Origin of the sequence: Paenibacillus sp. 2RAB27, from assembly GCF_052115445.1 — a bacterium.
Classification (GTDB): Bacteria; Bacillota; Bacilli; order Paenibacillales; family NBRC-103111; genus Paenibacillus_E.
Window position 1 is genome coordinate 106,986 of the sequence record NZ_JBFRGR010000017.1, and the last position, 25,938, is coordinate 132,923.

The 25,938-nt window shown below is 44.2% G+C and carries 16 protein-coding genes and 1 pseudogene; 4 read left to right on the top strand and 13 right to left on the bottom strand.

Annotation, left to right across the window (positions count from 1 at the left end; translation table 11 throughout):
* Nucleotide 1 precedes the first annotated feature (1 nt).
* Nucleotides 2–760 (top strand): twin-arginine translocase subunit TatC, encoded by a 759-nt coding sequence (gene tatC, locus AB4114_RS21935; RefSeq protein WP_441990361.1) that lies wholly within the window; start codon nucleotides 2–4, stop codon nucleotides 758–760.
* Nucleotides 761–840: 80 nt separating this feature from the next.
* The gene (locus AB4114_RS21940) at nucleotides 841–1,728 is read left to right on the top strand and encodes a LysR family transcriptional regulator (RefSeq protein WP_441990362.1); all 888 of its coding nucleotides are present in this window, start codon (nucleotides 841–843) and stop codon (nucleotides 1,726–1,728) included.
* On the opposite strand, the gene AB4114_RS21945 is transcribed toward AB4114_RS21940, so the two are convergent.
* A complete protein-coding gene (locus AB4114_RS21945; protein WP_441990363.1) occupies nucleotides 1,712–3,073 on the bottom strand; it encodes an APC family permease in 1,362 nt (453 codons plus the stop codon). The genes AB4114_RS21940 and AB4114_RS21945 overlap by 17 nt on opposite strands.
* Before the next feature lie 454 nt (nucleotides 3,074–3,527).
* Between AB4114_RS21945 and AB4114_RS21950 the strand changes: the two genes are divergently transcribed.
* On the top strand, nucleotides 3,528–3,860 hold the full coding sequence (locus tag AB4114_RS21950; RefSeq protein WP_441990364.1) for a hypothetical protein: 333 nt from the start codon (nucleotides 3,528–3,530) through the stop codon (nucleotides 3,858–3,860).
* A 78-nt stretch (nucleotides 3,861–3,938) separates the two neighbouring features.
* Here the strand turns inward: AB4114_RS21950 and AB4114_RS21955 are convergent, their stop codons facing one another.
* From AB4114_RS21955 to AB4114_RS21980, 6 genes and pseudogenes are all read right to left on the bottom strand, one after another.
* Nucleotides 3,939–4,859, bottom strand: coding sequence for an EamA family transporter (locus AB4114_RS21955; RefSeq protein WP_441990365.1), 921 nt, complete (start codon nucleotides 4,857–4,859; stop codon nucleotides 3,939–3,941).
* Nucleotides 4,856–6,025, bottom strand: a complete 1,170-nt coding sequence (locus tag AB4114_RS21960; protein ID WP_441990366.1) for an iron-containing alcohol dehydrogenase — start codon at nucleotides 6,023–6,025, stop codon at nucleotides 4,856–4,858. Before AB4114_RS21960 ends, AB4114_RS21955 begins: the two co-directional genes overlap by 4 nt.
* Before the next feature lie 145 nt (nucleotides 6,026–6,170).
* The gene (locus tag AB4114_RS21965; protein ID WP_441990389.1) at nucleotides 6,171–6,626 is read right to left on the bottom strand and encodes a sensor histidine kinase; all 456 of its coding nucleotides are present in this window, start codon (nucleotides 6,624–6,626) and stop codon (nucleotides 6,171–6,173) included.
* A 48-nt stretch (nucleotides 6,627–6,674) separates the two neighbouring features.
* Nucleotides 6,675–11,360: pseudogene (locus AB4114_RS21970) on the bottom strand (AAA family ATPase); the annotation flags it as partial.
* A 28-nt stretch (nucleotides 11,361–11,388) separates the two neighbouring features.
* Nucleotides 11,389–13,044, bottom strand: a complete 1,656-nt coding sequence (locus tag AB4114_RS21975; protein ID WP_441990367.1) for a hydroxysqualene dehydroxylase — start codon at nucleotides 13,042–13,044, stop codon at nucleotides 11,389–11,391.
* Nucleotides 13,045–13,189: 145 nt separating this feature from the next.
* The gene (locus tag AB4114_RS21980; protein WP_441990368.1) at nucleotides 13,190–15,334 is read right to left on the bottom strand and encodes a methyl-accepting chemotaxis protein; all 2,145 of its coding nucleotides are present in this window, start codon (nucleotides 15,332–15,334) and stop codon (nucleotides 13,190–13,192) included.
* Nucleotides 15,335–15,571: 237 nt separating this feature from the next.
* Between AB4114_RS21980 and AB4114_RS21985 the strand changes: the two genes are divergently transcribed.
* The gene (locus AB4114_RS21985) at nucleotides 15,572–16,759 is read left to right on the top strand and encodes a PASTA domain-containing protein (protein WP_441990369.1); all 1,188 of its coding nucleotides are present in this window, start codon (nucleotides 15,572–15,574) and stop codon (nucleotides 16,757–16,759) included.
* 513 nt (nucleotides 16,760–17,272) lie between these two features.
* Here AB4114_RS21985 and cysI read toward each other — a convergent pair.
* The 6 genes from cysI to AB4114_RS22015 form a co-directional block, all read right to left on the bottom strand.
* Nucleotides 17,273–18,994 carry an assimilatory sulfite reductase (NADPH) hemoprotein subunit gene (gene cysI / locus AB4114_RS21990; RefSeq protein ID WP_441990370.1) on the bottom strand — a complete coding sequence of 574 codons (1,722 nt, stop codon included), beginning with the start codon at nucleotides 18,992–18,994 and terminating at the stop codon, nucleotides 17,273–17,275.
* 38 nt (nucleotides 18,995–19,032) lie between these two features.
* Nucleotides 19,033–20,859: an assimilatory sulfite reductase (NADPH) flavoprotein subunit gene (locus AB4114_RS21995; protein WP_441990371.1), complete on the bottom strand. Its 1,827-nt coding sequence runs from the start codon at nucleotides 20,857–20,859 to the stop codon at nucleotides 19,033–19,035.
* Nucleotides 20,860–21,067: 208 nt separating this feature from the next.
* Nucleotides 21,068–21,910 (bottom strand): carbohydrate ABC transporter permease, encoded by an 843-nt coding sequence (locus AB4114_RS22000; protein ID WP_441990372.1) that lies wholly within the window; start codon nucleotides 21,908–21,910, stop codon nucleotides 21,068–21,070.
* A 12-nt stretch (nucleotides 21,911–21,922) separates the two neighbouring features.
* On the bottom strand, nucleotides 21,923–22,801 hold the full coding sequence (locus AB4114_RS22005; RefSeq protein WP_441990373.1) for a carbohydrate ABC transporter permease: 879 nt from the start codon (nucleotides 22,799–22,801) through the stop codon (nucleotides 21,923–21,925).
* Between the two features lie 82 nt (nucleotides 22,802–22,883).
* The gene (locus tag AB4114_RS22010) at nucleotides 22,884–24,221 is read right to left on the bottom strand and encodes an ABC transporter substrate-binding protein (protein WP_441990374.1); all 1,338 of its coding nucleotides are present in this window, start codon (nucleotides 24,219–24,221) and stop codon (nucleotides 22,884–22,886) included.
* 126 nt (nucleotides 24,222–24,347) lie between these two features.
* Nucleotides 24,348–25,937: a response regulator gene (locus AB4114_RS22015; RefSeq protein ID WP_441990375.1), complete on the bottom strand. Its 1,590-nt coding sequence runs from the start codon at nucleotides 25,935–25,937 to the stop codon at nucleotides 24,348–24,350.
* Between the last annotated feature and the right edge of the window lies 1 nt (nucleotide 25,938).

Here is a 25,938-nt window from a genome sequence, read left to right on the forward strand (position 1 = left end):
TATGCAGATCAAAGAAATGATGTCACTTGTCGAACATTTAACCGAACTACGCACACGTATTATTCGCGTCCTCATTGCTGTCATTCTAACCTTAATTATTGGATTCGTCTTCGCTCAGAATATTTTACTTTACCTTAAGCAAAGCTCCACAGCATCCGATATTACGTGGCATGTCTTTTCACCGATGGATAGCATTCGCATCTATATGTTGATTGCATTCGCCGTTTCGCTCACACTTACACTACCATTTATCCTTTATCAAATTTGGGCTTTCGTCAAAAAAGGACTTACCAAAGATGAGCAAGTCGCCACACTTCGGTACATCCCCTATACGTTCTTATGCTTCATGATTGGATTAGCTTTCGGTTACTTCGTTGTATTCCCCATGTGTATCAAATTTACATTAGGCGTTACCGAAAACCTTGGATTAACTCAGACCTACGGTGTTGCTCAATATTTTAGCTTCATGCTCAATATTATCATTCCGTTGTCTTTAGCCTTCGAACTTCCGATTGTCGTCATGTTCCTTACGAAACTAAAGCTGCTGAATCCTAAATTATTAAACAAAGTCCGAAGATATGCCTATCTGATTCTGATTATTACAGCGAGCTTAATTTCACCACCTGATTTAATCTCGCATCTGATGGTAGCCATCCCTTTATTCGCTCTATATGAAATTAGCATTTTGCTATCTCGCATCGTTTATAACGGGCAACAACGGGAGCAGAGTCTCAGTCAAGTCGAATATGGCGTCTCCTAAAATAGTCCTTCTCTCATATTGTTCATCTCCATCAGTTCGGATATAGTTACGTCATAACTGGCATACAGAAAAGGTGAACTATGCGAATTGAACAACTCATTTATATTATTGAAATCAATCAAACAGGTTCCATTTCTTTAGCAGCGGAAAAGCTTCACGTATCCCAGCCGAACATCTCTCAAGCGATTGTCAGCTTAGAGGAAGAGCTAGGCGTGAAGCTTTTCGTTCGCTCGCGCACCGGAGCCATTCCTACGGAAGACGGGAAATTAATTATTAGCAAAGCCATAGAGATCATGAATAAAGTGGAAGAACTTAGAGAAACTGCAGGTTTTCAATTCAATCAACTGTCAGGCTCTCTTTCCATCGCCTCTGTACCGAGTCTTTGTTTAAGTATTCTTCCTCCAACATTAGCTATCTTCAAAAATAAGCACGCTGATGTTGAACTTATCATGATGGAGATGAATTATCCACAGATTGTACAAGAAGTACTCGGTGGACAAGTCGATCTGGGACTCATCGCTGTTGGCACCAATTATACCAACACTCATGCGCGACTGGTGACAGAACATTTGCTAGAATGCCGTATTATGGCCTATGTGGGTAAAAAATCCCCTTTATCACACCGTACTAGCATCTCCATCGAAGAACTCCTGCTAGAACCCCTTTTGATATCCTCTGATTTCCTTATGAACATATTCAAAAAGCATGGGGAGCCTAACATCCTATTTAAGTTGGGGAATTCAGAAGCAGCTAAGCGGATTATTGCCGAAGGAATCGCGATCGGCTTCTATACGGAGACAGGAATGAGATATGATCCTTATCTGGAAACAGGCAGTATCGTCGCACTCGAAATCACAGGCGTGGATTTAGGCGTTTCCTTCCGATCCTTGCGCCTGAAGAGTCGGCACCTTTCACTGCCTTGCAAAGAATTTATGAAGGAACTTAAAACCATTATTGCGGTAATGTGACGTCTGTAATTTCGTGTGCAGTTACAGGTTTACTCCGGGGAAGATCCGGCTTCTTCCCTTTGATCACGGCATAGAGAACTGCAGCAACAATAATAATTACATTTCCAAGAAGTAATGGAACAGACAATCGGCTTAACAAGAGATATCCTTGGAACATTAACAACCCGACTGCAATACTTACAATCAAGTAAAGCAGGTAGGGTTTCATTGTGAAAGGAGCGCTTTGATATAAATCTGGGAATGCACGCGGAAGTCTCGCAGCGGATAAGACGGGGAAAATGCTTGCAATGAGTAAGATGCCTACTCCGAGTTGGGAAATGGTTTCAAGAGATATCCCCGTCAGGATAGGAATGATCCCCAGAATATAGTAAAAAGTTAGCAGCCAATGTGGCGTTCCGAATCTTCGATTCACCCTCCMCAGTGATGCTGGCAGCCAGCCATCCCTGCATGCGACCAGCATCCCTCTAGTCACCCAAGAGAACGTAACATTTAACGTTGATGCCAAAGCGAACATGGCCCCGCCAATTACAAAAAATAAAAACAACGGCTTAGGCAGTATCGATGTAGCCACATCAATCAAAGACTCCCCTGCAACTTCCGATATGGGCAATACGCCAGTTGCAACAATCCCCATTCCTATGTAAAGCAATCCTACAATACCAGAACTGATTAAAATCGCTAACGGGATATCCCGCTTAGGCCGTTTCATCTCTCCGCCAAGTTCGACAACAGCGTAAGCCCCACCAGATGCAAATGATGTGATTCCAACAGCCATTAGAAAGCCACTGATACCGCGTGGCAAATAGGAAGTTGGGTGAAATACCGTATAGTCGACCTCCGACATTCCCCACGCAATGAACATACAAAGGGATACTAATTTGGTGACGATAAGCACCCTCCCCAAAGTTGACATGAATTTTATTCCGAATAGGTTGATGAGGTAGAAGAAAGTTAGTACAAGGGAAGCTACAAACATGATGGGTACGTTTTTCACAATCCCTTGCAAATAGTGAGCAAACGATAGGGCATAAACAGCGATTGTGAGATGTCCAAAAGTGAATAAGCTTAGATACACGAACCCCGCTTTAGGCGATAGCAATCGACTGGTATACGTGTACATCCCACCTGTCGTCGGAAGCACAGATCCAAGTACAGCAAGTGGGATGGTAATGATAAGCATGAACACGGAAGATAGCAAGAACGCAAGCGGAACACCTGTCCCGGTTAATGCTATCGCTACCCCAGTAATGGAAAGAATTCCCGCACCTACCATTTGGCCTATGGCAATACCAATCGCATCACGCAACCCTAAGACTTTTTTCAATTTCTCTATTTCGTTCCCCATCTCCTCACCAACCTCCCTAACTTTACTACTTTCCATTTCAACATAAACCAGAGATCCCCTTTTTTTCTTACGCCGTTATCGGTTCAAACGATGAATTTGTCGAATTTAGACTAACATTATTTAGGGCTTTTCCCTCATTGTTCCATTCTCTACTTTCAGCTATAGTTACCTCATAACCTCATAACAAAGTTCTAGGCATATTCAATCCGCACATCTCATATCATGTATAGTTGCTTATTTCTGAAAACCAAATGTAATTTGCAGAAAATTAAGTTGAAACTTGAAGGGATGTTGATTTCGTATTCTTACTCTAGAGAAAATCCAATTTATCGAGACACAATGTATCAATCCGCAAGATGCTATTATTATTCGACTGCTTATCGAKGGTGTCGCCCCTCACGAAATTGTTTATTTGAAAAGTAATTCCTTAGATGAAAAAAAGCAAATACTTACTGTGTCTGATGCCATGGGCGGCAAAAGGTACATACCCGTTTCCAAAACCTGTGTCGAGCGATTTCAATCCGCTTTGAAACAAACTAAATATTTGACTAACTTGGGTAACCCGCATCAACCTAAGAAATTTACAGATTTAAGAAATAGTCCTTTTCTAATCAAAATGAGTATGACCGACTATATCGCAAATCGAGCGATGATTACTGAATTGGATTCTGTTATTCTACGAACGATTTACATGCGCCTTCGTCGATTAGCTGAGTTTTTCTCACTTCCTGAGCTTACTCATTTAACAACAGTTAAGCTTGAAGTGAAACAACTTGCGATTGTATAGCTTCCACGTTAAAGGCCTATTGGCCTTTTTTTTGCGCAAAAAAAGTGGATCTCCTACTTACTCGGAGATCCACTTGTATCATTCGGTTTGAAGACGATGGGCACGTCGTCTTCGTTTCAATAATTCTGGCAGCGCTATGCCTAACATCGTTACAATTACACCTAACCATTGCAGTCCACTTACAGATTCGTGGAGAACGAGGAAGGACATAATGACAGCCGTCGGCAGCTCCGCTGCGCTCATGATCGTGGCCATACCGCCGCCAATACGTGGCACACCAATAGCAAAGAACAATGGGGGTATGACGACACCGAACAAGGCCAGCAGCAAAGCCCATGGTAATAGTGATTCATGCAAGGATCCATTCCACAAGAAATGAGGTGGGAAGATCAGCATGACGATGATAAAGGAGCCCGTTTGCATCACAGCACCTCGCGTGATTGGCGCAATTTGCTTAGCAACCCTACCGCTCATGCCAATAAACAGTGCGTACGTCAATGCAGATAGCAATCCTAACCCCACTCCAAGCCACGAGGGAGCTTCTACCATGCCTTTTAGATAACCACTTGCCATAACAATACCGATAAATAAGAAAATAAGTGCGATGAGTTTATCTCTGCTCGGACGTTTACGATCCATAATCGCTTCTAAGACGATACCAATCCATGTAAATTGAAATAATAAAAGAATGGCAAATGATGCTGAAACGTATTGCAAGGCGGCATAATAAAATATCCCGGTTAAGCMTGAACTTGTTCCTACTAACATAAGCAGGAGAGCATTACGAGGTGAAACGCGAAACGTTTGGGCTTCTGCTGATCCTTGTTTAGCTGATTTGGCGGTTACGAAAGCCATAATCCACATCATGATGAGTCCGAAAAAGATTTGCGAGCCAACCACTTCACCCACATGGAAACCAGACTCATAGGCCTTCTTCACGAATGTTGACAACAATCCAAAGCTGCACGCACCAGCTAATACATAAACGTAGTATTTCATGCTAACGACCTTATCAAGATATCTCTGACAGAGTCCCTCGTCATGACTTTATATTGACCAATTGTAGATTTCATAAATGATTTGTGCACTAATTCTTCGATGCGCTGATCATCGATGCCATAATAGCCAAGCTGATTCGGCGCTCCGAGAGAATCCCAGAATTGACGTAAAGCTTGAATTCCTTCTAAAGCCACTTCGTGATCCGTTTTTCCTGTCTCGTCGATTCCGAAAACCGATATGGCCAACTTCTTCATCCGCGAAGGATCATCTTCTGCACAATGACTCATCCAATTCGGGAATACAATAGCAAGTCCGCCTCCGTGAGGGATATCGTAAACCGCGGATAAACCATGCTCAATTTGATGTGACGCCCAATCGCCTCCATCTGTCCCACAAGACAGCAAACCATTGAAGGCGGTAGTTCCAGCGTACATAATCGTCGCACGATGCTCGACATCTTCCGGATTCGATAAGAGCTTCGGCGCAGCCTCCATAACAGTCAACAAGACGGCTTCCATGAAGCGATCCATCATCGGGGTATGTTCCGTGCGGTGAAAATATTGTTCAAGCACATGCGACATCATATCTACAATCCCATAGACCGTCTGATCTAACGGAACGGATGTGGTATAGGCTGGGTCTAGAATAGAAAAAGCCGGAAAAGCTAACGGACTGCTCCAGCCGCGCTTCTCATTGCGATCCCAATTCGTAATGACAGAAATGTTATTCATCTCCGAGCCTGTCGCGGCTAGCGTTAACACGGTCCCCAGCGGCAGCGCCTCCTGCGGTTCAGCTTTCTTTGTAATGATGTCCCAAACATCCCCGTCGTAATAAACACCTATCGAAATGGCTTTGGCACAATCAATAACACTCCCCCCACCAACAGCAAGGATGAGATCGATTTGATTTGCTCGGCACAGCTCAATACCTTTCTTCACTGTAGTCAACCTAGGGTTAGGTTCTACACCCGACATCTCGACTACAATGGCTTGCTTATCTAGCAGCTGCTTCATCACAGCATCGTATACACCATTATTCCGGATGCTGCCTCCACCATAAACTAGCAGGACGCGTTTCCCGCTATTTCCTAGCTCTTGTTGCAATTGCTTGATCTGACCTCCGCCAAACCATAATCGTGTAGGATTAAACTGAATAAATGATTGCATATGTGTGTAAACTCCTTCGATGACTAATATCTACAGAAGTATATCACAAGTCGAATTCAATAGCATTGGAAACACCTTTGGTATAGACACTCCTTCCTATGAAAAAAACCGCACACCTCTTAGTAAGATGTACGGATCGGATCACTTATATGCGATGTAAAGGAAGTGAGAACGAAATGCTGCAGCCCTGACCTAGGCGGCTTTCCGCCCAAATTTGCCCACCATGATATTGCACGATTTCCTTGGCTATGGCGAGCCCTAAGCCGCTTCCGCCCGAGTTGCTTCTTGATTTGGATACTTTATAGAACCGTTCGAAAATATGAGGTAAATCCTCCTCACTAATCCCCACTCCTGTGTCGGACACCCGAATAACAAGTTCACGCGGATTGTCCCTTATCTGAGCTTGAACCTGAATGGAACAGCCCCTGGTTGAAAATTTAATCGCATTGTAAATAATATTAGCATACACCTGCTCAATTCGATCCACATCCACCGTCAGCATATCCTGGCCATTCATCTGCGCCATGTTTAACGTGTAGGCAATTCCAGCATTTTGTGTATCCAATTCATATTTGGCGAAAAGCTGACGAATCATCGTCATACAAGACGTTGAGGCAAGTTGGAAATGAAACTGCTTCGTTTCAAGTCGGCTCAGTTGATACAAATCCGTAATTAAACGCTGAATACCAACGATGCGCATATGGACTACGCTCAAATATTTCTTCTGTTCTTCTGGGTCCTGAATAACATCATCCAGAATCGCTTCTACATAACCTTGGATCGACGTGAGTGGCGTCCCTAGATCGTGGGAGATGTTCGATAAAAGATCGCGCCGCGACGTTTCCATCAAGATCAACTCATTGGTACGTTCCTTTACCTTGGACTCCAAATCATTGTACAATCTAGCATTCTCAATGGATATCGCAGCTTGAGCTGATAGTAACTTGATCACATCCAAGCGATCTGATGTAAAGGCGTTCCGAATTAAATTATTTTCCAAATAAAAAACGCCGATTAGATTACCTTGATGGAGAATCGGTTCGCAGAAGATGGATTTACTTTCCGCTTGTCTTATGTAAGGATCGTTTGAGAAAAGTGTTGATTTCTCCGCATCATCTAACACAATCCCCTCTTTCATGCGCGCAACATACTGGATCACTGTTTTCGGAACATTATCACGTGTTTCGATCAAAACAGAGCTCACCATACAGGAATCCTTCCCTGCACTCGCAAGCATCTCTGCTTCAACGTACAAACTATCCTTATCTTTCAGAACAAGGATACTTCGCTCTGCACCGGAAGAATACGTAACAATCTCCATCAATCGTTTGATCAGTTGTTCTAGATTCACTTCACTTGAGAGAGAACGTGAAGTATTCATAATTGTTTTGAAATCAATGGCTTGCAGGGAATAATCACTGATTTTGGTTGTTGCCCAATCAGGAGACTCGGCTCGACTTGTGAAGTAAGCTGGATATCTCAGCCTTAGATCATCCGCCTTCGCTTTTGCCCCCCAATTGACATAACCAAAATAAGCATCAACGAAATACGTTTTAGCGAATTTTTCGCGGCCAATTTGCTTGTAGTATTTCCCCGCTATCTCGCAAGCCATGGCTTCATGTTGAATAAATCCTTGCTCACGCGCTTGTCGAATGGCCGATTCATATCCCTGCTCTGCTAATTGCCCAAACCCCCTCACTCGATGCCATTCTGCATGCATGAGGAGTGTTAAGTGCGAATAGTTCTCAGGACAATGAGCAGCCCACTTATCCATCTTTCTGAGCATTTTCTTAACTCGCCTAGCAAGCCATTTCTGTTCATCACTAGGGAGTTCAGGAAATGCCGCCGCAATGGAGAGGACATAATAGAAATAATTTTCAGGTATATGAAATAAACCAAAAGAGGCAGCTTGATGTAACTCTGTCGACTTCCCTGTCTTTACCGCATCTTCAAAATAACCGAATAAATAGTACAGCATCATTTTTTTTACCGAGTATACATGGATAATTACCTGATTCGGGTGAAATTTAAGCTTACTAACAAATTGTTCTTCCTCTTCCTGATGATTGCCGAAAAGGATCGGATTCACAGACATCCCTTCCAAATTTAAGGTCAACATTCGCAGCATCTCAAGCATAAGCAGGGTATCATGATGATTCGTCTGTTCCAAAATGCGATAATTTTTGGCCAAATCTTCTTTCACTTCTGCGAGTACAGCTCCTTGAAAATCCTTCATAAGCATCTGATAGGTTAGCGCATACCCGGCAAACACAAGGTCGCCATCTTCGATGCCGCATCGAAATGACTCTTTTAAGTGTTCCAAGCAGATTCGTAACGATTTCACCCAAGGGCTAATGAACAAACCCAATGAAAAGTAACTTTTACTGCGATATTGGTGAGACTGAAACCTTGCGTTCATTCGTTCACCTAGTTGACCATATTGATAGCCCCGCTGGTAATCTCCAAATCCGGACCCAAGAATCAAGCCGTACGCCCCATACACATAGGCCATAGAAGGCGTGTTCCCATACTTCAAAGCAAGCTTCGTCATAATCAACATAAAAGGCACGAATAGATTTGTATTTACGAAATAGGCAGATACCGCGACACTCATCATTAAATCAATTAATTTCATCCGAAACGTATCTTCCATAATCGGTAAATCATACAGCTCCAGCGTACTTCTTCGCCCTATCAACCCTCTCACATTGATGTACGTCATGACGATATACATGTTGGACGGTGCAACAGACAATCGGATGCCATGCTCTGCTAAAGCCTTTAAGCCTACCTTGATACTCTGATGATGCTTGCCAATATTCGTGTGCAAGACAACTTGCAGATTATATACTTCAAGCTTCTGCTCGTTGGATAATGGCCCTTGCAGCAATTGCTCATATAGCGTCTCTGCCTCGTCCGCTTGACCACTCAAATAGAGGCATTCCGACTTCTCCAAACGAATCGCAAAACCTAATTCTTTCTGCTCACATCCCTCAATCTGATCCATCACTTCTAGTGCTTTATTAAAATATTGGATAGCCGAACGGTACGCATTCGAGGATTTCGCTTTGCGCCCTGCGTTATAGTTAAATTCGAGTAATTGGATTAATTCATGATTCATATTGAGCAGTGCTGAACCTATATTCATATGATTAACAATTTCAAGCAGACGCTTCTCAATCTCATCATTCGCCAGTTCCTTCAGCAGCATTCGAGCGATGCTCAGATGCATGCCAGGCAGCTTCAATTCCTCAACGGAGCCATATACAGCTTCTTGAATGGAATCATGGACAAACATAAACCGAATATCTCTCGCAGCCGCTTCCCCTTGCGCATCGTTGTAGAATTTATAATCTGTTCCTACGGGGATAATCAAACCATTCTGAATCGTCAGTTCCAGCTCTTGCAAAGCGTCGACGAAAGATTTCCCCATACTAATACCCAATGCTTCCAAGTCAAAAGAGACGCCCAAACAAGCAGCTAAGCGCAAGATATTTTGCGTATTCGGCGGCATCCGATCTAATTTCTCAGCCAGAAGAAACATCAGATTGTCTGTAATTCGCAGTTTTTGAATCTCGTTCATATCCCAGATCCAACGATTCTCCTTATAATTAAACGAAAGCAAATCCTGCTCATGCAAAGCCGTCAGAAACTGTTTGACGAAAAATGGGTTGCCTCCGGTCTTCTGCAAAATAAGCACAGCCAGCTCCGTAACGTGCTTCTCGTCCGAAATCAAGGACTCCGCTACCAAGGTTTGAACATCCGCAAGCTTCAAAGCTTTTAACACGATTCGATCCAACACAAGGTGCTGCGGCAGCTTGTCGAGTAGTTGAACATGCATAGAAGACAACCAATTCGTATCATATTCACCTCGATATGAACCAATAAACAAGAAATATTTCATTTGTGTATTGTTCAAAAGCAGATCCAAAAATTGTAAGGAAGCCGTATCTGCCCACTGCAGATCATCTAAGAATAGAACGATCGGACGATCCTTCCCCGAGAAAATCAACAAAAATTGTTGCAGCAAATAATGAAGGCGATTCTGCGTTTCTTTTTGTGGAAGCTGCTTCGCATTCGGCTGTTCGCCTATCAGTAGAGCTAACTCAGGCACAAGATCAATAATGACTTTGCCGCTTGTTCCTAAGACACTAAGCAGCCGGTCACGGTACTCTTCGATTTGCCCATTCTTACCTGTTAGCAGTTGTCTTACTAACTCTCTCATGGCTTGCGAGAGCGCGTGATAGGATACATGCTGCTTATTCGGCTCAAATCGCCCTGAGAGGAACCACCCACGATCTTTCATAATCATTTTCATCGTCTCAGCAATTAGGAAGGTCTTACCAAATCCAGACTCCCCTGTAACCCACACCGCTTCCAATGAGCCATGAATGGCTTGTTCATACACATGCAGAAGTTTATCGATCTCTTTATCTCGCCCATATAAGCCTTGTGGAATCTGAAATCGATCCGTCATATCATACATCCCTACTGTAAATTCCCCAATATCCTCTCCAGCGTTGATTTTCGCCAAGCAATATTCGAGATCCTGTAGGATGCCATACGCACTTTGATAGCGATCCTCGGCATTCTTGGAAAGCAGCTTCAAGATCATATCCGAAATTGGTTTAGGAATTCCGCTCTCTATTTGATCCGGCGGTGGAGGGGACACAGCTAAATGCCCGTGAATTAATTCCACCGGATCTTCCGTTTGAAAGGGTAATTTCCCCGTCAACATTTCATAGAACGTAACGCCTAACGAATAGTAATCCGTCCGATAATCGATGATCCGATTCATTCGCCCCGTTTGTTCTGGGGACATATATTGAAGCGTTCCCTCTAGCATTAAAGGATCCAGCATCTCTTGCCGTTCTCTTGTAAAAGATGAGATGCTGAAATCACCCAGTTTCATGATTTGCTTGTCCCAATTCACAAAAATATTGCTTGGATTGATATCTTTATGTATGACATACCTTTTGTGAATATCCCCAACCATCCTGACGATTTGAATGGCAGCTGTTAAGAAATCTTGAATGGATTTTCTGAACACTGGGAATAAATTGGCTAATGCTTCGCCATCAAAGTCTTCTAAAATCAAAGCGAAATTATTCTGGAATTTTGGAAGGGATAAAGGTTTAAGCACGCAGGGAATATCCAGCATCTTCCCAATCTCATACTCGCGCTTAAGTCTGGCAATATCCGAGGAAATCGGAAAATCAGAACGAAGTGTCTTAATCATTACTTTCTCCATAGACTGCTTATGAACCGCACGATGTAGGACAGTCCGTTCATCCTGATGGACGGGTCTGATGAACTCAAAATCCGGAAAAATCAACCCTAATACCCCCTCACAAAATTGCCTGTCAGAACTTAAAATTTAGGACTTTGCCATTCCACGGAAGTCCCTTGTCGAAGCGCTTCTTGTCCCTCTGTCGAAAAACTTTTAACACATCGATATTACCCATCTCGAATTTATACATGTCCCATATTYCACAAGGCTTCTCTGTCGATTCATCTTGTTTCAGCAAGGCGTTAACCGCTCGTCTCGCTGCTTCATTAGCTCCTTCCATCGTCGCTAGATTCGTGTTTGTACGCACGTAATCAGACGCTAAGAAGAGATTTGGAATGCCCGTGTACGCTTCAGGCCGATCTTCCCAAGTACCGACACGATTAATAAACAGAAGAGCTTCATTCGTGCAAGATTGTGCCACTTCATCATATTGAATGTCACTATCCAAAAACCAGGAATGAAGAATCTCGTCCCTCAAAATAACCGCACCATCTACATTCAGACTTTGTTTCATCTGAGCCCAGACTTCTTCCTTAATTTCTTCCGGTGTGCAATGGGTCGCCGGTTTACCATATAGAATGCCTGGCGCATCCCAATCCGAAATATCAATGGAGAGCACCCCTTTGACACTGCCATCACCGTACTCACTTAAATTCACATCAGGCCAAAATTGTTTCTGGGAAACGGAAGTCAATGACCATGGTGCATCCAAGAAAATCACATGTCCATGCGTTACGGGGACGTCTTCTTTCAAATAATATTGAATGCCGTTCATCCAAGCGACCGATTCCACGAGCCTCTGAACCCCTCGAAGAGACGGATCCGCCTCGAGCATAGCCTCTGTAATGAGAGGTCCCATCACCTCAACAGGGAACGCAGCAATATAGTAATCCGCTTCAATATGGATCGTTTCCCCGTTCTCTGTAATCTCCGCACTGCGGATAACTCCGTCAATACAATGGATACGCTCAACCTTGGCATTTAAATGATAGTCCACGCCTCGCCCCTGAAGGAACGTCAACCACGGGTATATCCATTTGTCATTCGTTGGCCCATTCAAGAGTCGCACGAAGCTCGTCCCAGGCGTAGACAGATTAAGCGTCATTTGAGCGGCTACAGGCCCTACAGTTTGCGTACTTGCGACTTTGGACTGACAGGCAACCAACGTTTTGGTGAATCCTGCAAATATATTCTGGAATGCAGGAGACTGCTTCTCCGCCTCTATGAAATCCCACCAATCGATCGTTTCATATTCCTCACGTATACGTTCTTCACAGCTCGTCATAGCTTGCCAAAGCTTCCGACCATATTGTTCTAAATCTTCTTTTGTAAGGCCCAGCTTATGATTAATCAATTCCTTCGCTAAAGCTATATTATTTTTGTTGACTACGATTTTGGCAGGGAGAGGCTGCAGTGGCGCTGTATTGGTAGCGATATCTAATCGCGTTACTTCCATTAAGTTATCGTAAACGGTTTTATTTTCGTAAGGAATTCGTTTCAACGTATCTATGACATGTCGATAAAAGCGCGGGAATAAACGAAAGCCGTGTTCGCCCGGCAAATCCCTACGTCCACCTTTTCCACTACCAACATAAGGCATACTTCTTGCTTTTCCGCCTGGAATACTCTTAAACTCGTAAACAGACACATCATATCCTCGTACGATCAGCTCATGAGCAGCACTCAATCCAGCAACACCGCCACCCAAAATTGCGACCTTTTTCAACATTTTCCCTCCTCTTTTTGGTTTAATTTGTAAAAACATGATTGCTCTATCATATCATTTAGATCCGCTTACGCATAGAATAATCCTAGTAAAATAAAACCTTTCAAATGCTGCGTGCCTCAGCAAAGAAAGGTTCATGATGTTCATTTTAATCAAGTTGAAAATGGGTTAATGCGTGAAGAAGCTCCTCGGAGATGCGATTCAATGTTGTTGAGGAGCGCTCGACTTCCATGGTCGAGGCTGCTTGTTTTTGTAGTGACAAGGTAACATCTTGTGTATATGAAGTTGCTTTCCGCGAAATCTGAACACTATCCTCCATCGAGGCGGATACTTGCTGTGTACTCGCGGATATTTGCTCAGAAGCCGCTGAAACCTCCTGAATTTGCTCCGCTACTTGATCAACAGCTTGCAAGATGGATTCAAATACGATGCCTACCTTTGCGATAAGCAAGCTCCCCTTATCTACTTCGGCAATCTCCAATTGTGCTTTCTCTACGACGGATTTGGAACTGTTCTTCACCTTCGCAATCAACTGAACAATGTTCTTGGCAGATTCACTCGATTGATCAGCTAACTTCCTTACCTCTGTAGCAACCACCTGAAAGCCCCTACCATGATCACCCGCTCTTGCCGCTTCAATGGAAGCATTCAATGCTAGCAGTCGAGTTTGCTCAGAAATATCCGTGATCACGTCAAGCATTCGATCAATCTGCGTAGATAATTCAACAAGCTCCGAGATCGTTGCTGCCGTTTCAGATACTTTCATTTTGATTGAAGACATTTGGTGTACCGCTAGGCTCATGTCTTCAAATCCTTGTCTTGCTTCGATCGCAGCTTCGTTGGCAGCTTCAGCGACGAATGAGGATGTTTCTGCAATGCGTTGTACGCCAGTAGCCACCTCGTTCATGGCAAATGAGGTTTCCTCTGAACCTTTCATCAAGAATTCCGAACCTTGCGCCATATTCGTCATGATGAACTGAATAGCCCTCGAATCAGCGGAGGTTTCCTTCACATTCGATTGAAGCTGCTTCGACGAGTCGAAAGCTCGCTGAACCACAAGTCGACTCTGGCGAATAACACCTGTGAAGCTATCTGCAATGTGATTAAAGGCGTTTACTACGCCGCTAAATTCATCCTTAGAGTGGGACAGGACACGGACTGTCATATCTCCTTGTACGAGAAGCCGTGAAGCTCGAGCTAGCTCGTCAATTCCCTTTTTCACAGCTATATAAAAAGCCATAAATAAATACGCCGCTAGCAGCAGTATACCCAGCACAATAAGTGCGTCGATCACTAAACGTTTCGTATAAGCATCCACACGCTGTTGTAGTAATTCCGTTAACAAACTAATCTGGTGCGTATACAGAACAATCGCTGCCTCTTTGGATGAACGTGATGTAGCCGCGAATTCATTCGCCGTAATTTGAATAACACCCGTGTTGACTAGCTTCTCATTCAATGCTTCGATTGTCGCAAGCGCAGACGTTACGCTCTTTTCATGCAACGCAAGACTCGTGGAGGCAGTCTCAGCATTTAGATTATGGAGTTGTTCCCCAAACGATTGAATCTCTATTAAAATAGACTGTCCTTCACCACTTAGATGGATTAATTCCTCTTGTTCCTCCGGGTTTTTGATAGACCGACGAGCAGCAACTTCAATCCCTTTTCGCTCAATTTTCTCAAGATTATTCCAAAATGCAGGAAAAAGATGTACAGTAAAGTCTATGAGGGCACTCGAGCCTTCTTCAGGATCCAAATCCAGCTTCGCCTTCTGCTCTACGATATGTATGAGTTGAATCACCTGTTGTTCCATTTGCTCATGTTGAAGTTCATAGTACTTCTGACTTAACCCATCTACACTCGAAGCAATCGATTGCCACTGCTCCAAGATACCTGAAACAAATTTCTCTTCCAGCAATGGTGTCTTGGCATGCTCCACTTCCGCTTTCAACCACGACATGGTACGATCAATGTGTACTTGCACTTGTTTCAAATCTGTCTTATCAGGTGGTTGGACACCGTCCGTCGAAGGTAAACTTTGTCCGAATTGATCCAATCGGATCAACAATTCACCCAATTCACGTTGAACAGATATCCCTGACATTTCGAGTTTAGCTCCACGCATATTTTGCGTTGTCCCAGCTAATAATTGTTCGGCTAACAGCGTAATCGGAATTACGAATACACAACCTATAAGGAAAAATTTATGCGGGTACCTAAGTTTATTCAATAGGTAAATCGCAGGCTTAAACAACGTTGAAGTCAAGTTTTTATCCATACGGTTATCATTCATTCTGATCCACGCCTCCATTTGCGTCAACAATCCTGACACGAAACTTAATTTATGGACCCATCTTACAACGAATCCTATCAAAATACAGGCAATTCGAACTATTTTGATAAAATCCCACAAATTTTTCACTTAATTATGTGATTTTTTATAACGAGTACTCCTAAATTCCTATCTGCCTTCGAATCCTTTATAATAAAGAGTAAACCAATCATACACGCCAGAGAGGATGGTTATTCCATGCCCGATCGAATAGGTACACGATACGTGCCAAGTACACAAATCGTCTCTTTCCCTCATGGAACTCTCCATTATGGTGATGATGTATTTCTGACTCGCAAAGTATTACTGTATCGTAAAGCGCTTCGTCACAATCAACTCGGTGTCGATTACATAAGCTCACTTCAGGATAAAGCCGCGTTTATTCACGATGGATTTCATCACATGTTGGATACATCTATCGCTCAGGATGCCGTCACCATTATTTTACAAGCAAAAAGTGGTTCGCTGTTTGCCCATACCATGTTCAAACGCAAATGGACCTATGCCGCTGTTGTCGCGATCATTAGCGACTTAGGAGTTTCTCTGTTGGATGCTATGGAAGACAAGATTACAGGCTTTTCCGTACGTCCAGATAATTTATGGTTAACCGATCAGAATAAACTTTCCGTCATCAACTATTGGGAGGTAGATGAACCTCAAGAGCAGGGAGCCGTTGGGCTTTGCCGCTTAATGATTCAGCTGCTTACGGGGAGCGAAACGATTTCCGATACATTCGAGGTTATGCATACGAGTCTGGAGCGCGCTTCGATTCCAAGTGCGACGACTGAGCAAAAATTAGCTTTGATTCGCCTCATCAAATTTATTTGTCATGGGCAATCCTCGTTATCGTCGCTCGTTTTCGGATTGCGAAGTTTACCTCCTTCTGTCCCTAACAACAAAAGCATAATACAGGATGAGCTGATCCCTGAGGAATCAACGGAAGTACTGCAAGCGGCTCAATATGAGAGTCATACTCGTTCTAATCGTTCAGCTAAGCTGATTGCGTTAGGGTCCGTTTCAGCTCTCGTGATAGGGATTGTCTCCGTGTGGTATCTGTGGCCAGAGCCAAAAGTTGTTCAAACCGTCGTCATCATCTCTCCTACGCCAACAAGTACACCAATAGCAACCGTCAGCCCAAGCGCCACACCAAATGCTAAGCTAACGAGTATGAATGAAGGTACCGAGGAAACTGAAGTACCTAATCTGGTCGGCAAGACGCAAGCGGATGCCGAACAATTGGCGCTTGCTGCTGGACTTCACTACAACTTCGTCATTGAAACTAGCACGCAGGCCAAAGGCACAGTAACGAAACAGGAACCAAAAGCAGGAACCAAGGGCTTGGTTGGGGATAATGTGACGTTTTGGGTGAGCAAGGGGGCACAGTGAGGAGATTAGTGAGGGAATGAGTTACTGAGAGTGAGAACAGGTAAGTGCTTTATGAGCGAGAGCGCTGTACGGTGACAGTGAGAGGCACTCCACTTACCTCGACCCGTTGCGTCAGCCTGTTTGTCGGCTCCATTCCGAGCTTCAGGCTCAGCTTTAACTGGAAAATATACAGCTAATTTCATGTAAATCAGCCGTATTCTACATTTAGATGGAAAAACTCCAGCTAATTTTGGGATTTCTGTTAGTATCGCAGAAAATGACCGAAATAGCTGGAGTTTTTCCAGTTATTTTCCTTTTCGAAGAAAAATCGAAGGAATTAGATGGAGATTTTCCATCTGTTTCGCATTGAGAAAAACTTCTATCGAAGTACTTCGAGGATGAGCGACCGCGTTTTAAATGTTGTTTTTATCGCCAATAAGAATTTGTTCTTCCGAGTATCGGTTAATTATAAATTCTTATGTGGTAGAAAAAAAGCAGTTCAAGTCGCGAACGACTCGAACTGCTCTTTCCATTTTATGCGTGGAAATCTTGACCCGAACGAACTTCTTTCACGTAGCCAGCGCGGATGACAAAGTCACCGAAGTGTTCATCATTTTGACGCTCTTTGGCATAATGAGGGATGATCGTTTGCAAGGAATCCAAAATCTCGGACTCACCAATGTTTTCTTTGTACAATTTATTCAAGCGGTTTCCTGCGAATCCGCCACCAAGGTACATGTTGTACTTGCCCGCGGCTTTACCGATGAACGCAAGTTCAGCCAGCATTGGTCGTGCGCAACCATTCGGGCAACCTGTCATCCGAATTGTAATTTCCTGCTCACGAAGGCCAACACCTTCAAGAATTGACTCTACTTTCGTAATCAAAGAAGGTAGGTAACGCTCCGATTCCGCCATTGCGAGTCCGCAAGTCGGGAATGCAACGCACGCCATCGAATTTCTACGCAATGCGGAGTAGTGTAGACCATCCGTAATGCCGTGATCTTTGATCAGCTCTTCGATTTTCTTCTTTTTCTGAGCGCTCACGTTGCCGATGATCAAGTTCTGATTCGACGTAAGTCGGAAATCACCACTATGGATCTTAGCAATTTCACGAAGACCTGTCATCAGACGATAGTCTCCATCATCCATCACGCGGCCGTTCTGGATGAACATTGTGAAATGCCATTTGCCATTGCTGCCCTTCACCCAACCATAACGATCTCCGTTGGATTCGAAATGGAAGGCGCGAGCTGGCTCAAGGTTCCAACCTAGACGCGTTTGTAGTTCATTCACGAACCACTCAATACCGCGATCGTCGATTGTGTATTTGAAACGAGCATGTTTACGAACGGAACGATCACCGTAATCGCGTTGGATCATGACGGTTTTCTCAGCTAGATCAACAGCTTGCTCTGGCTTGATGAAGCCGATCACTTGACCAACTTGCGGATACGTTTTGACATCACCGTGAGACATCCCCATACCGCCACCGACGGATACGTTAAAGCCCACCAAACGGCCATCTTCAATAACCGCGATGTAACCAAGATCCTGCGAATATACATCTACATCGTTGGATGGCGGAACTGCGATACCGATCTTGAACTTACGAGGCAAATACACAGGTCCGTAGATTGGTTCTTGCTCTTCATCGTCGCGGCTATCGACGATTTTCTCGCCGTCTAACCAAATCTCATGGTACGCTCTCGTACGTGGGTCCAAGTGGTTCGAGATGCGATTCGCCCACTCATATACCTCGCCGTGAATTTCGGATTGGTAGGGGTTAGGGTTACACATCACGTTACGATTCACGTCGCCACATGCAGCAAGCGTACTTAGCATGGATGCATTAACTTCTTGAATCGTTTTCTTCATGTTCCATTTGATTACACCATGCAACTGAAAGGATTGACGCGTTGTAAGACGAATGGTGCCATTCGCATACTTCTGAGCTACACGATCCATCATCAACCATTGGTCAGCCGTTACGATACCGCCAGCAGCACGTACGCGCAGCATGAACTGGTAGGCAGGCTCTAGCTTCTGCTTCGCACGTTCGTTACGCAAGTCACGATCGTCTTGCATGTAGCTGCCGTGGAATTTCATCAAACGGTTGTCATCCTCGGGGATGGAACCGGTGATACGATTTTCAAGCGTTTCTTCTAGACTTCCGCGCAAATAATTACTGCGGATTTTAATTTGTTCAACATCACTATGCGGCGCACTATTCTTCGATAGTAAATTATTTTCTGACATCTTGAGCTTTCTCCTCTCGCGATCGCGGGGATCCCGTTTTAATAAACATCCCGTTGATAACGTTTTTGCTGTTGCATATTAGCCAAATATTGCACGGCCTCTTCGTTATTTAATCCGCCCTCTTGCTCAAGAATCGTGAGCAGCGCAGCATTCACATCATGTGCCATCTTCTTCTCGTCACCGCAAATATAGACAACAGCGCCTTCTTGCAGCCATTGATACAGCTCGCGGCTTTTCTCCAACATACGATTCTGTACATATACTTTTTGATCCGTATCACGGGAKAAAGCTACGTCTAGTTTCGTTAGAACGCCGTCTTTCAACCAGCGCTGCCATTCAACTTGGTACAAGAAGTCTGTAGCGAAGTGTTGATCTCCATAGAATAACCACGTTTTACCATCTGCACCCGTCTCTTCTCTCTCTGCAAGGAAAGAACGGAATGGCGCTACGCCGGTACCAGGTCCAATCATAATAATTGGCGTTTCTGGGTTCTCAGGAAGCTTGAAATTCGGGTTGTTCTGAATGTAAACCGGCAACGCAGCACCTGACTGTGCACGCTCTGCCAAGTGTACGGAACAAACACCATAACGATTACGTCCATTCGCTTCATAGCGAACCGCACGTACAGTGATGTGCACTTCATCCGGTGAGGCTTTGGATGAGCTAGCAATGGAATACAAACGAGCAGGCAGTTTACGAAKCACAGCTACGAATTGACTAGCAGACACACCTTGTAAGGAGAAGTCTTGCACTAAATCTAATAAATCGCGGCCAGCGATGTACGATTTCAACTCAGCTTCATTGCCAGGGGCAACAAGTGCTTGAAGCTTCTCGTTTGAAGAAAGCTTTGCAACTTGCTCTAACAAAGGCTTCGTCAATGTAGTGATTTCGTAGTAACGAGTAAGCGCTTCTTGCAAAGGACGCTCTTCCCCATTTTTGTTTACAGCAACTGGCGTGCTTGCATTCCAGTCCATAGCTTGAATCAATTCAGTAACTAGACGCGGAYGATTCTCTGGGAATACACCCAAGCTGTCACCTGGTTCATATTGCAGATTCGAACCCTCTAAGGAGATTTCCACATGGCGCGTTTCACGATCGGAGCCGCGGCCATTTAAGTTCAAGTTCTCAAGCACTTCCGCTTGGAACGGATTGGTTCTGGAATATTCCGACTCCGTGGAAGGGGCACTTCCAGCCGCAGCAGATGAACCTCCAACAACAGCACTAGCCGATGAAGCACTCAGAGCACCCAGCACGCTAGAAACCCAAGCCGCAGCTGGCTCATCAAAGTCTACATCACAATCAACACGCTCAGTTAATGATTTTGCACCAAGCTCTTGCAAACGCTTGTCAAAATCTTTACCTGTTTGACAGAAGAATTCATACGACGTATCACCCAAAGAAAGAACGGAATACCGAAGTTCTTCTAATTGAGGCGCTCTTTTGCTATGAAGGAATTCGTAGAAGGAGATCGCATTATCCGGTGGATCGCCTTCGCCATGCGTACTAACGATCATGAGAAGGTTTTGAACCTTTTTCAAATTGTTCGGTTTGAAATCGCTCATAGAGGAAAGCGTGACTTGGAACGATTGCTCTTCTAGCTTCTTCGCTAGCTTTTTGGCTAAGCCATGAGAATTACCTGTTTGGGATCCGAATAAGACAGTTACTTCTTTGGAAATGACAGGTTGACTAGCTACAGCCGTTGGTACGGTAGTAACAGGTGCTGCCACGGAATTTGTCGAACCTTGTTGAGCCGTTAGATAGCCACTCAGCCAAATACGTTGAGTATCTGTTAACGTTGGTAGGACGCGGTTGAGCAATTCAACTTGCTCTTGGTTAAAAGGACTGTTTAAGACTTGAAGTTCCAACAAAATCCACCTCATCAGCATGTATTGATAAGCTTTGCTATTATTCGCACTATTTTTACTCTCCATTGAAAACTATCATAGTGCGCCTCATAGGTCAATTAGAATCATCTTATGGGACTTATAAGGGGAATTGATATATGGTTAAAAGAGCACTTTTCATGCAAAAAATGACCCCAAAATGGGGTCATTTCAACATTTATATCCAATATTATCCTTTCACAGCGGACCCTACGGTCATCGCCTTCTCAACTTGTTCACTGAAGAGGATATAAACCAAGACAGTTGGCAAGCTGGCAATCGTCATCGCTGCCCCCATTGCACCCCAGTTTGTCGTAAACTGACCTTGGAAGAATAGTAATCCGAGCGGTAAGGTTTTCAGTGATTCTTTGGTAATTAAAATGAGTGCCATCGTGAATTCATTCCAAGAGGATAAGAAAACGAAAATGACCATCGTCGCCATTGCCGGCTTGATAATAGGTAAAATAATGGTGTAAAACGTCCGGTAGATGCTAGCCCCATCCATGCAGGCGGATTCTTCAAGCTCAACCGGGATTGAACGAAAGAAACCGTAAAACACCATGCTGGAGAACGAAATATTAAAGGCAATATAAGGAACAATGAGTGCACCATACGTGTTAGCTAAGTGGAAATCACGAACAAGAATAGCCAACGGGATCATGATAACTTGTATCGGAATGAACATCCCGATGACTACATAGATTCTTGCCACTTCCTTGAAACGCCACTGCATGCGAGCTACTGCATAAGAAAACGTTACAGAGAGCACAATCGTGCCTACGACCGTACAGGCTGCCACGAGCAAGCTGTTGCTGAAGTACTGCGGTACATTAAATTTGGACCACGCGTCCACATAATTTTCGAAGCGAAAATGTGTTGGAATTCCGAAAGGATTCGTAACGAAAATTTCATTGTTATTTTTCAGTGAATAGAAAATCATCCACAATAACGGATACACCGATAACCCCGCATACACCCATAATAGGATGCCAAGGAGCGGATTTTTTTTGCGCAATTTCATGAAACCGTTCATTTGTCATCCTCCTTAATAGGTAATTCGCTCACGAGCAATGAGTTTATTAATCGCTAACGTTACAATCAAACATTCAATAACAAGGAATGCTGCAGCCGCACTGCCATAGCCGAATTCACCAACACGGAAAGCAGAACGGTACATCAGGTACGTCAACGTGTAAGTGGAGTTACCAGGCCCGCCGCCCGTCATGATAAACATGTTAGCAAAAGCGTTCAACCCACCTGTAATCGCGAGGACTAGGCAAAATTTGTACGTCTCAGCCAGCATCGGAATTGTAATTTTCATATGTGCTTTGAATTTGGAAGCGCCATCGATACGGGCAGCCTCTAAGTACTGTTCTGGCACGGACTTCACAGCCGCAAGAAGCAGCGCGAACTGGTACCCCATGTACTGCCAAGCATTTACGAAGGCAATCGCAAAGATCGCTGTTTTGCTATTAGTAAGCCAGTCTTGACGGTACGAGATTCCTAATGCTTCGAATACTTTGTTGATCAAACCATACTCACTGTTATACATCGCCAACCAGAGCTGACAGACGACTGTAATGGAAAGTACGACCGGAATGAAGTAGGAAATGCGTAGAAGTTTACTCCCTTTGAAGCCCTCTGCTACGGCAAAAGCGAGCACAGACCCGATCCCAATCTGCACAACGGCTAGGATGCCTGCAAACACGAGTCCATTATAGAGGGACGTGTAGAAAATACTATCTTGAAACAATCGTGTGTAGTTATCCAGAAAGATAAACGTGCCTTCGCTCAAGCCATCCCATTCGAAGGTACTGCGGTAAAAGGTTTGTAGAATCGGATAAAACACGATCACTGTATACAAAAGGAGAGCCGGCAGCGTGAATAGCATAATCGCCACTTTATTTCCCATGAATTTGCGCATGTCATCACTTCCCTTGTAGAGTAAAAGACTCACTCTGGGGTGGAGCGTTCCAGGGTGAGTCTCCCATGTCATAGCATCACATTTATTTCGCTGTAACTGCTGCTTTATTCAAATCTTTGATGAATTGATCGGACGTGTAGTTACCTGTCATTAGGTTTTGAGTTGCATCTTCAAGTGCTGCTTTGAACTTCGGATTGGACAAGCCCCATGAGAATGCGGTTGTGCTTGTGATTTTCGGAATATCCTTGGAAAGCTGATCCATCATTGGAGGGAACTGCTTCACAATCGGTTTGTCTACCTTCGTTGCAACAATCGGGTTACTGCGGTTTGTGAACTTGTACTCAGCATATTTCAAGGAAATGAACGATGCTACTTTCGCTGCTAGCTCTTTATCTTTCGTGTTTGMRGATACAGCATATCCACCTGGACCACCGCTGCCGCTGAATGCTGTTTTACCTTTTTCATAGGCTGCTGCATCAGCTGCAGGCAAGTACATGTAGCCGGCTTTGTCGCCAAGCGCTTTGGTTGCTGCTTCAATTTCCCATTGACCGTTAATGAACATTGCTGCTTTACCTTCATGGTAAAGTGCCGCTGCCTGGTCATAGTTCAAGTTGGTTGCGCCCTTAGGCAGCATGCCCGCTTTCACAAGCTCGATAATTTTATCAGCAGCTGTTTTGTAAGCCGCGTCGTCTGCTTTCGCCGTACCTTTATCCAATTTGTTAATACCGCCTGGATCCGCACGTGTTACGAACATGTCATACAGCGCTACGCAAGGCCATTTCTCTTTGGCAAAAATGGAAAGCGGCGTTACACCTTTTGCATTGAATGCTTTAACAGCCGTCATCATTTCATCATACGTTGTTGGTACTTTCACGCCGTTTTGTTGGAACAAATCTTTGTTGTAGTACAACAGGGCTACTTCGTTCCCTGCATACGGGAATGCATACGTGTGACCATCATCTGTCACCAGTGTGTTCATTGCGCTCGGCTGCATTTTATCCTTGAAGCCAAACTTCGTTACGTACTCATCCAACATCAGGATGTTATTTGATTTTTTGAACGTGTCGATAATGTCTAACCCTGCTTGGAAAATGTCGGGAAGATTCCCCGTCGCTGCATACGTCTTTAACTTCTGTCCATCATCTTGTGCTTGGATATCCAACTCAAGCTCTACGTTGGGCATTTCCTTTTTCAATTCAGCTACTGCATAGTCATAAGGTGTTTTCGTATCTTCATCTGCATATTGGGCATAAATTCTAAGTTTGACTGGTTTTGCATCCGCCTTAGCCGGTGCTGTCGTAGCTGCAGTTGTTGCCGCCGGGGCAGCGCTGGTAGTTTCTTTCGGTGTTTCTGTGGAACCGCAAGCTGCTAGGCTAGTCGCCGCGAGTAAGCTTACGAGAGTAACTGCCATCTTTTTCATGTGTAGACCTCCCAATAATTCTTGTGCGTTTCTCCTCTTTACATCCTCAGTATAGAGGCAAAAACCCACAGTGATAATGGAATAACTGAGGGCTTCTGGTAAAATCCGCACATTCGTGTGCAGTCGTTATATGCGATTATTCTCATACTCACTGGGCGAATAGCCGAAGAATTTCTTGAAACTTTTGCTAAAATAACTAGGGTCATTAACCCCAATCTGCTCCGCAATATCTGCCAAACGAATGTTGCCTTTGCCTAGTAACTCCTTCGCTTTATGCATACGCACATGGGTCACATAATCCGTTACCGTCATGCCGATTTCCTTCTTAAATATCGCCCGCAAATAGCTTGGGTTAATGAACACCTGCTKGGCAATCTGATCCAATTGGAGCTCGGAATCCATGTATTGACCCTCGATATACTCTTTGGCTGATTGGGCAATTTTCGAGGATCTCGTCTTTTTGTGCTTGTTCGTATATTGAATCGCCTTAGCGAAAAGCTCCTTGATCCATGTCGATGTGCTCTCTATGGAACCCAACCGCTTGATTTCACTATAGGGGTAAAAGGCTTCGCCAAAGCAGTCCTCGATGGGATGCCCCATCTCTGTGATATAAGAGAGACAAACGGAAATTAGCCCCATGGAAATCACATAGGTATATTCCAAAGACAATCGTTGCTCACGAATAGACTGGAAAACTTCTTCCAGTTTATCTTCTACTTTCTCCGTATTATGCATGCGCAAGAGTACGAGCAGCTCTTCGTTGATCTCCGTCGGGTAGAGCGCCTGCTTGCCAGAATCAAGCACATTAGAGCCATAAGCGATCACACGGTCGTTTCCTAATACGAACTTGTTCTGAAGAGCTTCCAGCGCTTCCAAATAAGAGGTGCGAATGCCTATGTAGCCAGACTGACTGCGACCGACGCCAATGGTGATCGTGAATTTCAGGTATTTTTTGATCAAAAAAATAAGCTTCTCATACCCCTCTAACGCAGGAACCTCGAGATCGTTCACCCCTTGGTGCTCGACCAGACAAATAATCCGCCCTTCTGGCCCGTTGAAAATAAGGTGATGTCCAGTCTCCTCCATCGCTTCGTTCAAAATGTTCGTCACGGCATATTTCCACAGTAAGCGTTCGCTCACTTGATTCCATTTGACATCCATATGGTCAATTTCAATACACGCAACAACGAACAAGGAGGAGGCGAATGACTCCCCAAGTTGCTGGAGCTTCTGCGTTGTTTCCTCAGGAGAATGGTGATAGTCACTGCTAAGCAAATGGTTCAAATAACTTTCTTTCATCATTTGCTGATTTTCTTTGAGCGTGGATCTTTCTTCCCGCGCTTTTTCGTGTTCTTTCTGCAGCTTAAGCAACGTTAGGATGAGTTCATCTTTGGAGAACGGCTTGAGGATATAATCCTCCACGCCCAGCTTTAACGCTTTGCGCGCATAGTCAAATTCATTATGTCCTGTAATGAGGACCACACTCGTTGCTGGATAGTGCTCTTTCAATTGCTCCGTAAGGGTCAAACCATCCATGAAAGGCATTGTTATATCGACAAGCGCTATATCAGGTTGATGTAATTGAACTTGCTCGAGGGCTTCAATCCCGTTCTTCGCTTCGGCGCAAAGTTCAAAGCCATAGGCCTCCCAGTCTAATGCTGAACGCAAATATTCTCGGAAAATCGATTCATCATCGACGATTACTATTTTCTGCATG

Bases quoted from the DNA above. Each gene is read 5' to 3' on its own strand.
- tatC (WP_441990361.1), top strand. From the start codon at position 2: ATGCAGATCAAAGAAATGATGTCACTTGTCGAACATTTAACCGAACTA.
- AB4114_RS21940 (WP_441990362.1), top strand. From the start codon at position 841: ATGCGAATTGAACAACTCATTTATATTATTGAAATCAATCAAACAGGT.
- AB4114_RS21960 (WP_441990366.1), bottom strand. From the start codon at position 6,025: ATGCAATCATTTATTCAGTTTAATCCTACACGATTATGGTTTGGCGGA.
- AB4114_RS21965 (WP_441990389.1), bottom strand. From the start codon at position 6,626: ATGACGATGATTCGTCAGCTTTTCGCCAAATATGAATTGGATACACAA.
- AB4114_RS21980 (WP_441990368.1), bottom strand. From the start codon at position 15,334: ATGAATGATAACCGTATGGATAAAAACTTGACTTCAACGTTGTTTAAG.
- AB4114_RS21985 (WP_441990369.1), top strand. From the start codon at position 15,572: ATGCCCGATCGAATAGGTACACGATACGTGCCAAGTACACAAATCGTC.
- cysI (WP_441990370.1), bottom strand. From the start codon at position 18,994: ATGTCAGAAAATAATTTACTATCGAAGAATAGTGCGCCGCATAGTGAT.
- AB4114_RS22000 (WP_441990372.1), bottom strand. From the start codon at position 21,910: ATGAACGGTTTCATGAAATTGCGCAAAAAAAATCCGCTCCTTGGCATC.
- AB4114_RS22005 (WP_441990373.1), bottom strand. From the start codon at position 22,801: ATGCGCAAATTCATGGGAAATAAAGTGGCGATTATGCTATTCACGCTG.